Source organism: Actinoplanes sp. NPDC048796 (genome assembly GCF_040650035.1).
Taxonomy (GTDB): domain Bacteria; phylum Actinomycetota; class Actinomycetes; order Mycobacteriales; family Micromonosporaceae; genus Actinoplanes.
In genome coordinates, this window is the sequence record NZ_JBEZGO010000003.1 from 1,026,122 (window position 1) to 1,035,537 (window position 9,416).

Below are 9,416 nucleotides of genomic sequence, written 5' to 3' on the forward strand. Positions count from 1 at the left end.
AATCGACGCACGAATCGACGCAACCCTGAGGCTAGGGTACGGTATTTCTCGTGGCCAACGACACGCTCCAGGGAAGCAGGCACCGCGGGATACCCCGCCAGGGCGCCACCCCCCATTCGCTCATTCACGCGATCCAGGGCACGCTGGCCGATTTTCTGGCCGCGCAGACCGCCGCCCTCGACTCCATCGACCCGGAGCTCGGCGGCTTCGCCCGCACGGCTCGTGACCTGGTGCTCGCCGGCGGCAAGCGGCTGCGCCCGGTCTTCGCCTACTGGGGCTGGCGCGGCGCCGTCGGAGAGGACGAGCCGATCGAGCCCGTCCTGCCGGCGTTCGCGGCGCTCGAGCTCATGCACACGTTCGCGCTGGTGCACGACGACGTCATGGACGAGTCGGACACCCGCCGCGGCCGCCCGACCGCCCACCGCATCTTCGGCCGCCGCAACGGCGAACGGTTCGGTTCCTCGGCCGCGATCCTGGTCGGCGACCTCTGTCTCGTCTGGGCCGACCAGCTGCTGGCCCGGGCCCAGGCACCGCAGGGCGTGCGGTCGGTCTACGACCGGATGCGCGTCGAAGCGATCGCCGGGCAATATCTCGACGTCCTCGGCGAGGCCGAGCCCGACTCGTGGTCGATCGAGCGCGCGCTGCTCGTGGCGCGACACAAGACCGCCAGCTACACGATCCAGCGGCCCCTGCAATTCGGCCTCGCTCTCTCCGGGCTCGCCCACCCCGAGATCGATCTCGCGTACGGACAGTACGGCCTCGCCGTCGGCGAGGCGTTCCAGCTGCGTGACGACCTTCTCGGTGTCTACGGCGACCCTTCGGTCACCGGCAAGCCCGCCGGTGACGACCTGCGGTCGGGCAAGCCGACAGCACTGCTGATGCTGGCCCGCCGCCTCGCCTCTCCCACACAGCGAGAGGCCCTCGACTCCGCCGGAGCCGTCAACCCCGCCGACGGCTCCGGCGGTCCTACCCCTGCGTCGGTTTCGCAGCGGGCTCAGGTGATCGCCGAGACCGGCGCTCCGGCCCGCCTCGAGGCGATGATCCAGGAGCGGGTGGCCGACGGCGTCGCCGCCCTGGCCGGCGCTCCTCTCCACGAGGACGCGCGTGCCGCCCTCATCGAGCTTGCGGTGCGGGCTACGCACCGACCGGCATGATGTCCACCATGCGAACCGTCACTGGCCCCACCGAGCGGGTCGTCGTCGTCGGCGCCGGCCTGGCCGGCCTCGCCTGCGCCCTTCACCTGGCCGCGGCCGGCCGTCAGGTCACCGTCGTCGAACGCGAGTCGGTGCCGGGTGGCCGGGCCGGCCGGCTGAGCCTTCAGGGGTACGAGTTCGACACCGGCCCGACCGTGCTGACCATGCCCGAGCTGATCGAGGAACCCCTCGCGGCCGTCGGCGAGAAGCTGTCGGACTGGCTCGAGCTGACCCCGCTCGACCCCGCGTACCGGGCCTACTACCCGGATGGGTCCACCTTGGACGTCAAGACGGACACGGTCCGGATGGCGGCCGAGATCTCCCGCGTCTGCGGTCCCCGCGAGGCCGACGGCTACCTGCGGTTCGTCGACTTCACCCGGCAGCTGTGGAAACTCGAGCGCGACCACTTCATCGACCGCAACCTCGACAGCCCGTTCGACCTGGTCAACTTCAACCTGTTGAAGCTGCTCGGCATCGGCGGGATGCGGCGGCTCCAGCCGAAGATCAATCAGTACTTCCGTGATCCTCGTACCCAGCGGATCTTCTCTTTCCAGGCGATGTACGCCGGACTCGCCCCGCAGGACGCGCTGGCCATCTACGCGGTGATCGCCTACCTCGACTCGGTCGTCGGCGTGTACTTCCCCAAGGGCGGCATGCACGCCGTCCCCAAGGCTCTGGCCGGCGCGGCCGAGAAACACGGCGTGGAGTTCCGGTACGACACGACGGTCGCCCGGGTCCCGCTCGCGCACGGCCGCGCCACCGGCGTGATCACCACTGACGGCGAGCACATCCCGGCCGACGTGGTCGTCCTCAACCCCGATCTGCCGATCGCCTCGCGCGACCTGCTGCCGCCCCGCCGGCAGCGGAACTTCCGGTACTCGCCCTCCTGCGTGGTCCTGCACATCGGGTCGAACCGGGCGTACAGCAAGATCGGTCACCACAACATCCACTTCGGACACCAGTGGCGGGGCACGTTCGACGAGGTGATCCGCAAGGGTCTGCTGATGAGCGACCCCTCGCTGCTGGTGACCAACCCCACCCACACTGACCCGTCGGCGGCGCCGCCCGGCAAACAGACCTACTACGTACTCGCCCCGGCACCCAACCTCGAGACCGGCCCGATGAACTGGCGCGGCGGCCTCGCCGAGCGGTACGCGTCGTCGCTGGTGCAGACGCTGGAGCAGCGCGGCTACGTGGGCTTCGGCGACGGCATCGAGGCGATGCAGATCATCACCCCGGCCGACTGGCTCGACCAGGGCATGGCGGCCGGCACGCCGTTCGCGGCGGCACACACGTTCGCCCAGACCGGGCCGTTCCGCCCGTCCACCCTGCATCCGTCGCTGGAGAACGTGGTCTTCACGGGCTCCGGCACGCAGCCGGGCGTGGGCGTGCCCATGGTCCTGATCTCGGGCAAGCTCGCGGCCGAGAGGATCACGTCGTGACGGCGCGGGAGTCGCATCTCGTCGAGCTGGTCGACGCCGAGGGCGAGGTGCTCGGCTCGGCCACTGTCGACCAGGCACATCGGGCGCCCGGCCAGCTGCACCGGGCGTTCTCGGTGTTCCTCCGCGACGAGTCCGGGCGGGTGCTGCTGCAGCAGCGGGCGGCGGTCAAGACACGCTTCCCGCTGAGGTGGGCCAACACGTGCTGCGGGCATCCGGCGCCCGGAGAGGACCTGGCGGTCGCGGCGGGTCGGCGGCTGGGCGAGGAGCTGGGGCTGCCGGCCGTTCCGTTGACCGAGGTGGGGGTGTACGCGTACTACGCCGAGGACCCGGCCACCGGGCGGGTCGAGTACGAGTACGACCACGTCCTCCTGGGCGAGTTGCCGGCCGGTGTGCCGGCGGCACCCGATCCCGACGAGGTCACCGATCTGCGGTGGGTCTCGGTGCCGGATCTGCTCGACGACCTGGACGGCGACGCCCGGGCGTACGCACCCTGGCTCCTGGGAGTGTCCACCCGCCTCGCCGAACACCTCGGTATCTCGTCGGCCTCGGAGCCGTCGGGTGGCCGTTGAGGGATTGACCGCCGGGGCCGTCGCCCGCCGACTGGGCGTGGCGGTCACCACATTGCGGACCTGGCATCAGCGGTACGGGCTGGGGCCGAGCTCGCACGTGCCCGGGCACCATCGGCGGTACACCGAACAGGACATGGAACGCCTCCAGGTGATGCAACGGCTGACCGCCCAGGGGGTGGCCCCGGCCGAGGCCGCCGCCTGGGCCCGGCGCGTCGATTCCCTGAACATCTCCGACTTCTCGGCCGCGCGGCCCCCGGGCCCCCAACGCGACGGCGGTGGGCAGGCCATCGCCCTGGGCGCGGCGACACCACCCGCCCGCGGCATGGCCCGAGCCGCGATGCGCCTGGACACTCCCGCGATGCGCGAGATCTTCCAGGCCGCCGTCGCCGAGAGCGGGGTGATCGAGGCTTGGAACCACGTGGCCGTGCCGGTGCTGATCGGCATCGGCGAACGCTACGAGGCCACCCAGCGCTTCATCGAGGTGGAGCACCTGGTGTCCCGTACCGTCACCGAGGTCTTCGCTGCCGTGCCCCGGCCACCCTCCAGCGAGCCCGCGAGGGTCATGCTGGCCGCCGCCGACGAGGAACAGCACACGCTGCCCCTGGAGGCTCTGGCGGCGGCCCTGGCCGAGGCCGGCGTACCCACCCGCCTGTTCGGCGCCCGGGTGCCACCGGACGCCTTGGCCGATGCGATCGCCCGCACCGGCCCCGACGTGGTGGTCCTCTGGTCGCAGACGCCGGCCACCGGGGACCCGGCCCAGCTGCTCCGGGTGCTGCACTCCCCGCACCCACCGCTGCTGACCGCGGCCGCCGGCCCCGGCTGGTCGCACCCCCTGCCGGAGAACGTGGTCCAGCTCACTGACCTCACTTCGGCCGTGCAGACCCTCGCAGCCGCCTGTCGACCCTAGGTTTCCGCAGGTCACAGCCTTGGGTGACCCCCAGGGGATACCGATTTGAAGCTGGGGCCGTCGATCACGTATGCTTTCCAAGCCTCAAGCGGGGCCCGGTTGGGGTCTACGCCGCCAAGCATTGCGAGCATGCAATACTAGCGGAGTTGCCCTCATCGTCTAGTGGCCCAGGACGCCGCCCTTTCAAGGCGGTAGCACGGGTTCGAATCCCGTTGGGGGCACTGGTAAGTCGGCAGTGTAAGGTAGCCGAGGCGCCAGCCGGTAGGAAAGAAGTACAGAGCAAGGTCCTGTGGAGCAGTTGGAGTGCTCGCCGCCCTGTCAAGGCGGAGGTCGCGGGTTCAAGTCCCGTCAGGACCGCAACACCCAAGGCCAGGTAGCTCAGTTGGTACGAGCGTCCGACTGAAAATCGGAAGGTCGGCGGTTCGACCCCGCCCCTGGCCACCAGGCCTCTCGCCGGGCCCTGAGCATCGTCCACCTGCGGAAACGCACGGTGGACGTTTTGCTTTCCGGGGTAGACCCGAGGTCGATACGCGGCAGTGCCCGCGACCCAGGGGGAAGGCCGCGGGCACCACTGTGAAGAGACTTCGGGGATCACGGGCACCAGCCCTGCCCGTGCGGGGGTCCTCTCGGTCTCCTCGGTGTTCCTCTTTCCGCGAAGGTTCAGAATCGGCCGGGGCATCGCCCGGTTGAGGAATCCGGCCGCAACCGCGGGCGATGATGCGCGCGGACCGGTCGAGCCGGGCGTCTGATCAGAGGTTCCGCAGGGCCTCTTCGACGCGGTCGACGGCGGCGAAGTCACCCAGGCGGCGGGTGACGTAGCCGATGGTCAGGTCGCGGGACGGGTCGGACCAGCCGGCCGAGCCACCTGTGCCGCCGTGTCCCCAGGTGCCGTCCGGCTCGAGCTGGACGCCGTAACCCCAGGTCACCTCCGCGCCGATGAACTTGTCGGGGCCCGTGTACTGGGCCACGGGGAGGGCGGCGGCGGACGGGCCGGCGTAGAAGCGGGCGACGGCGGTCGCCGTGGTGTGCAGGTTGACGGCCGGGATCGTCGCCTGCCGCCAGAGCGGACTGTTGACGACGGCCACGTCGAAGGCGCCGGGCGGGTTGGCCACCATCGTGGAACGGGCCAGGGTCTCCGTCGGCCAGGCCGGCGTCGAATACTCCAGCTCGGCGCAGCGGCCGAGCTCCTCGGCCGTCAGGGCATAGAGCAGGTCAGGACCGATTTCTTCCCGTACGAACTGAGCGGGCGACCGCCCGTCGACACGGCGGACGAGTTCGCCGAGCAGATGCCCGTACGTCAAAGCATGTTCCCCGGCCACCGAGCCCGGCTCCCACAGGGGAGTGGCCGCGGCCAGGTCGGCGCAGAGCAGATCCCAGTCCGCCCAGGCCGACACCGGGCGTGGCACCGGGAACGACGCCAGCCCCGCGGTGTGGCAGAGCACCTGCCGTACCGAAACCGAAGCCTGGAAGGACGGCCAGTAAGCGGACATCGGTTTGTCCAGGTCGATGCCGAGCAGCAGGACCGCCGCGGCGATGACGGGTTTCCCGGTCGAGTAGACATCGACCAAGGTGTCGGTGGTCCACGGTTGCGTGCGCGCGACGTCGCGCCAACCCTCGTAGATCTCGACGACGGGTTCACCGTGCCGCAGCACGGTCAAGGCGGAACCGCCTCGGGGGTCAGTGGCGAAGGCCGTGGCGACGGCCTCGAAACCTGGTGCGATCAAGCCCTCCATCCGGGGCACGGTAACGCGCGCAGGTGCTTAGGTGGAGCCATGGGCGAGATTGAGGTCGACGTGGTCGTCATGGGGCTGGGCGTCGGTGGCGAGGAGGCCGCCGGACGGCTGGCCGCGGCCGGGCTGAACGTCGTGGGCGTGGAGAACACACTGGTCGGCGGCGAGTGCCCGTACTGGGGATGTGTGCCGACGAAGATGATGGTGCGGGCCGGGTCGGCGATCGCCGAGGCGTGGCGCATCCCGGGGCTGGCCGGCGTCGCGACCGTCACCCCGGACTGGCAGCCGGTGGCGAAACGGATCCGCGAGGTGGCCACCGACGACTGGAACGACAAGGTCGCGGTCGATCGCTTCACCGGCAAGGGCGGACATTTCGTACGCGGCACGGCGCGGGCCGTCGGACCGGGCAAGATCCAGGTCAATGACCAGGTGTACGCGGCCACGCGCGGCGTCGTGATCGCCACCGGCACCGCGGCCGTGATCCCGCCGATCGACGGGCTGGCCGGTACGCCGTACTGGACCAATCGCGAGGTTGTCGAGCTCGAGGTGCTGCCCGAGACGTTGCTGGTCCTCGGCGGTGGCGCCATCGGGGTCGAGTTGGCCCAGGTCCTGGCCCGGTTCGGCGTCCAGGTGACGATCATCGAGGGGAGTGCCCGGCTCCTCGCGATGGAGGAGCCGGAGTCGTCCGAGGTGGCCGCGACGGCGCTGACCGCCGACGGCGTCACGATCCGTACCGGCGTTCACGCGACCCACGTCTCGTACGACGAGGGCTTCACCGTCACGCTCGACGACGGCTCGACCCTCACCGGCGAGAAACTGCTGGTCGCGACGGGCCGGGCGGCGCGGCTGACCGGTCTCGAGGAGCTGGGCGTGGACACGTCCGCGCGCTTCGTGAAAACCGACGAATGGATGCGCGCCGGCGACAAAGTCTGGGCGGTCGGCGACGTCACCGGCAACGGGGCCTTCACCCACATGGCGATGTACGAGGCCGACGTCGCGGTCCGCGACATCCTCGGCCAGGGCGGCCCGGCCGCCGACTACCGGGCCAAACCGCGGGTCACCTTCATCGACCCCGAGATCGGCGCGGTCGGTCTCACCGAGAAGCAGGCCCGGGACGCCGGACTGGACGTACGGGTCGGCTACGTGCCGCTGTCGTCGACGTCCCGCGGCTTCATCCACGGTCCCGGCAACGACGGTTTCATCAAGCTCATCGCGGCCGGCGGGGTGATCGTCGGCGCCACCACGGCCGGGCCGTCGGGCGGGGAGATGATCGGCGCCCTCTCCGTCGCCGTGCACGCCTCGGTGCCGGTGTCCACCCTGCACAGCACCATCTGGGCCTACCCGACGTTCCACCGTGGAATCGGATCGGCCCTAGAGGGACTTCTCCAGTAACCGCAGATTCGGTACGCCGTGTGCTCCGGCCAGCCGGAGCGCGCGGCCCGTCCGGTGGTCGCTCACCACGATCATGTGCCGGTTGCGGGGGAGCCCGGAGGCGGCGCGCACGATCACCGCGGCCGCGTCGTCGTCCAGCGACAGCAGGTGGCCGAGGTTGAGATGCACGTCCGCGTCCAGGCGTACGGCCTCGGCCAGGGCGTCCCGCAGCGCGCCGGCACCGCTGATCCCGAGCTCGCCGGCGACCCGTACGCCCGGCGGAACGTGCTGGCGGCAGATCCGCAGCGTCGCGTCCTCGTGGTAGACCGTGGCGGTCACGGTTCGCGGGTGCGTCCGGACGGCGTACGCCAAAGTGACCGAATCGAACGCTTCTCGGTCGTATTCGCAGATGGCGGTGATGCCACCGTCGGCGAAGAGCTTGGACACCTCGTTCTCGAAGACGAGCAGCTGCTCGGCGCCGGCCTGCGGACGGGCGGCCCAGCACATGTCGAGGGTGACCCGCAGACCGCGCGGGGACTGGTCCCGTTCCGCGGCGAGACGCCGCACCATGATCGACGCGTCGGGTGAGGCACCGCTGGCCCACAGGTCACGGGCCGGCCGGATCTCCTCCTCGGCCGGTACGCCCCGGCGGCGCAGATCGCGGTGGAGCTCGTCCACGCTGAGCGCGTCGGTGAAGCAGACGATCCGCTCGCCGCGCTGAATGCCGGCAGTCACGAAAGCGGCGAGCAGGTCGAGTCGCTCCTCCGTCTCGCTGAAGGTCAGGCAAGCGTGATCGCCTGGCTCCAGCCTGTCCACGGCCGTCATGAACCGCTGGTACCCCGTTTCACCCGTCATCTATCGGGCAACGCCATCACATGCAGATCCTCAACCGGCTCGAAGAGAACCGCTCCCTCGACCCAGTCGTGGAGAAGCTCCAGGCCGCCGTGACCAGCGCGGTCAAGCCGCGGTGGCTCCGCGACCTGCTCCACGGCACCCTGACCGGGCACGCCCTGCACCCGGTGCTGGTGCAGGTGCCGGTGGGCGCGTTCATCTCGTCCGCGATCCTCGACCTCCTGCCCGGCACCCGCCGTGCCGCGACCACGCTGGTCGCCGTGGGAGTGGCGGGCGCGGCGCCGGCCATCGCAGCCGGCTGGGTCGACTGGTCGGAGATGTCGAAGGACCGCCAGCGAGTGGGCGTCGTGCACGCCTCGGCCAACGCGGTCGCGGTCGGTCTCTACGCGGCCTCGCTGGTCGCCCGCCTGCGTGGGCGGTCGGGACGGGCCCTGGGCTTCGCCGGTCTGTCGGTGGCTGGGCTGGGTGCTTATCTGGGCGGTCATTTGTCGTACGCCCGAGGGGCTGGCGTCAACCAGGCGGTGTCGGCGCTGTTGCGGGTACCGGCGGACTGGACGGTCGTCGGGTCGCTGGCCTCCATGCCGGAGGGAAAGCCGTTCGTACGGAACGTGGGCGAGGTGCCCGTGCTCTTCTACCGCCTGGGCGACCGGGTGACGGCGATGATCGAGGCCTGCGGCCACGAGACGGGGCCGCTCGGTGAGGGCGACGTGGTCGGAGCCGGGGCGGACGCGTGTGTGGTCTGCCCGTGGCACGGGAGTGTTTTCAGGCTTACTGACGGTGGTGTTGTGCACGGTCCGGCCGCCAGCGACCAGCCGCTGCTGACGGTCCAGGTCTCCGACGGTGTGGTCTCGGTACGCCAACCTTGACCGAATCCCGGCGGTGACCTGCGCATACGTGAGACAGTGGTACCCGATTTGGCGGCCCGGGAACGAGCCTGTAATGTTTTGCGAGCCGGCAGGGAAACGGGCGAGGCAAGCGAAGAGATTCGCTTGACGGCCGTCCTGCCAAACTCCTTCGAACTACGGATCGTAGCGATGCTGCGCGCCGTGGCCGGGGGAGGTACTAGGGCAGATCGGTTCCAACCGGGAGATACCGGTTGACACGGCCGGGAAGACCTAGTAAAGTTGAGCGAGTGCCCCGGGGTGGTTAACCGGGTAGCGGTTGTTCTTTGAGAACTCAACAGGGTGCTTGATAAGCCAGTGCCAAGAAGAATTACCCCCGGACCTTCGGGTCTGGAAATTCCTTTGGCAACACTTATTGTTGCCGGGACGCTTTTCCAAAGATTTTGTTGGAGAGTTTGATCCTGGCTCAGGACGAACGCTGGCGGCGTGCTTAACACATGCAAGTCGAGC

General features: G+C 70.0%; 8 protein-coding genes, 3 tRNA genes and 1 rRNA gene. 10 read left to right on the plus strand and 2 right to left on the minus strand.

The features are described from left to right. Positions 1-50 precede the first annotated feature (50 nt). The 7 genes from AB0C26_RS18480 (at position 51) to AB0C26_RS18510 (ending at position 4,555) form a co-directional block, all read left to right on the plus strand. On the plus strand, positions 51-1,154 hold the full coding sequence (locus tag AB0C26_RS18480) for a polyprenyl synthetase family protein (protein WP_360248203.1): 1,104 nt from the start codon (positions 51-53) through the stop codon (positions 1,152-1,154). An 8-nt stretch (positions 1,155-1,162) separates the two neighbouring features. Continuing rightward, positions 1,163-2,635 carry a phytoene desaturase family protein gene (crtI, locus tag AB0C26_RS18485; RefSeq protein WP_360248205.1) on the plus strand — a complete coding sequence of 491 codons (1,473 nt, stop codon included), beginning with the start codon at positions 1,163-1,165 and terminating at the stop codon, positions 2,633-2,635. Next, a complete protein-coding gene (idi, locus tag AB0C26_RS18490) occupies positions 2,632-3,204 on the plus strand; it encodes an isopentenyl-diphosphate Delta-isomerase (protein WP_360248207.1) in 573 nt (190 codons plus the stop codon). Before crtI ends, idi begins: the two co-directional genes overlap by 4 nt. Then, positions 3,194-4,111 (plus strand): MerR family transcriptional regulator, encoded by a 918-nt coding sequence (locus AB0C26_RS18495; protein WP_360248209.1) that lies wholly within the window; start codon positions 3,194-3,196, stop codon positions 4,109-4,111. The genes idi and AB0C26_RS18495 overlap by 11 nt, the downstream gene beginning before the upstream one ends. Positions 4,112-4,259: 148 nt before the next feature. Continuing rightward, positions 4,260-4,332 (plus strand) — tRNA-Glu (locus AB0C26_RS18500). Positions 4,333-4,394: 62 nt separating this feature from the next. Then, positions 4,395-4,468, plus strand: a tRNA-Asp gene (locus AB0C26_RS18505). Between the two features lie 10 nt (positions 4,469-4,478). After that, positions 4,479-4,555, plus strand: a tRNA-Phe gene (locus AB0C26_RS18510). Positions 4,556-4,860: 305 nt separating this feature from the next. On the opposite strand, the gene AB0C26_RS18515 is transcribed toward AB0C26_RS18510, so the two are convergent. Continuing rightward, a complete protein-coding gene (locus AB0C26_RS18515) occupies positions 4,861-5,844 on the minus strand; it encodes a serine hydrolase domain-containing protein (RefSeq protein WP_360248211.1) in 984 nt (327 codons plus the stop codon). 39 nt (positions 5,845-5,883) lie between these two features. Here AB0C26_RS18515 and AB0C26_RS18520 point away from each other — a divergent pair, with 39 nt between their 5' ends. Beyond that, a complete protein-coding gene (locus AB0C26_RS18520) occupies positions 5,884-7,233 on the plus strand; it encodes an NAD(P)/FAD-dependent oxidoreductase (protein WP_360248213.1) in 1,350 nt (449 codons plus the stop codon). Here the strand turns inward: AB0C26_RS18520 and AB0C26_RS18525 are convergent. Further along, on the minus strand, positions 7,213-8,037 hold the full coding sequence (locus tag AB0C26_RS18525; protein ID WP_360248215.1) for an MEDS domain-containing protein: 825 nt from the start codon (positions 8,035-8,037) through the stop codon (positions 7,213-7,215). The two genes, AB0C26_RS18520 and AB0C26_RS18525, sit on opposite strands and share 21 nt — an antisense overlap. 50 nt (positions 8,038-8,087) lie before the next feature. Here AB0C26_RS18525 and AB0C26_RS18530 point away from each other — a divergent pair, with 50 nt between their 5' ends. Further along, the gene (locus tag AB0C26_RS18530) at positions 8,088-8,930 is read left to right on the plus strand and encodes a Rieske (2Fe-2S) protein (protein ID WP_360248217.1); all 843 of its coding nucleotides are present in this window, start codon (positions 8,088-8,090) and stop codon (positions 8,928-8,930) included. A 419-nt stretch (positions 8,931-9,349) separates the two neighbouring features. Then, a 16S ribosomal RNA gene (locus AB0C26_RS18535) occupies positions 9,350-9,416 on the plus strand; the annotation flags it as partial.

Bases quoted from the DNA above. Each gene is read 5' to 3' on its own strand.
- AB0C26_RS18515 (WP_360248211.1), bottom strand. From the start codon at position 5,844: ATGGAGGGCTTGATCGCACCAGGTTTCGAGGCCGTCGCCACGGCCTTC.
- AB0C26_RS18525 (WP_360248215.1), bottom strand. From the start codon at position 8,037: ATGACGGCCGTGGACAGGCTGGAGCCAGGCGATCACGCTTGCCTGACC.
- AB0C26_RS18520 (WP_360248213.1), top strand. From the start codon at position 5,884: ATGGGCGAGATTGAGGTCGACGTGGTCGTCATGGGGCTGGGCGTCGGT.
- crtI (WP_360248205.1), top strand. From the start codon at position 1,163: ATGCGAACCGTCACTGGCCCCACCGAGCGGGTCGTCGTCGTCGGCGCC.
- AB0C26_RS18530 (WP_360248217.1), top strand. From the start codon at position 8,088: ATGCAGATCCTCAACCGGCTCGAAGAGAACCGCTCCCTCGACCCAGTC.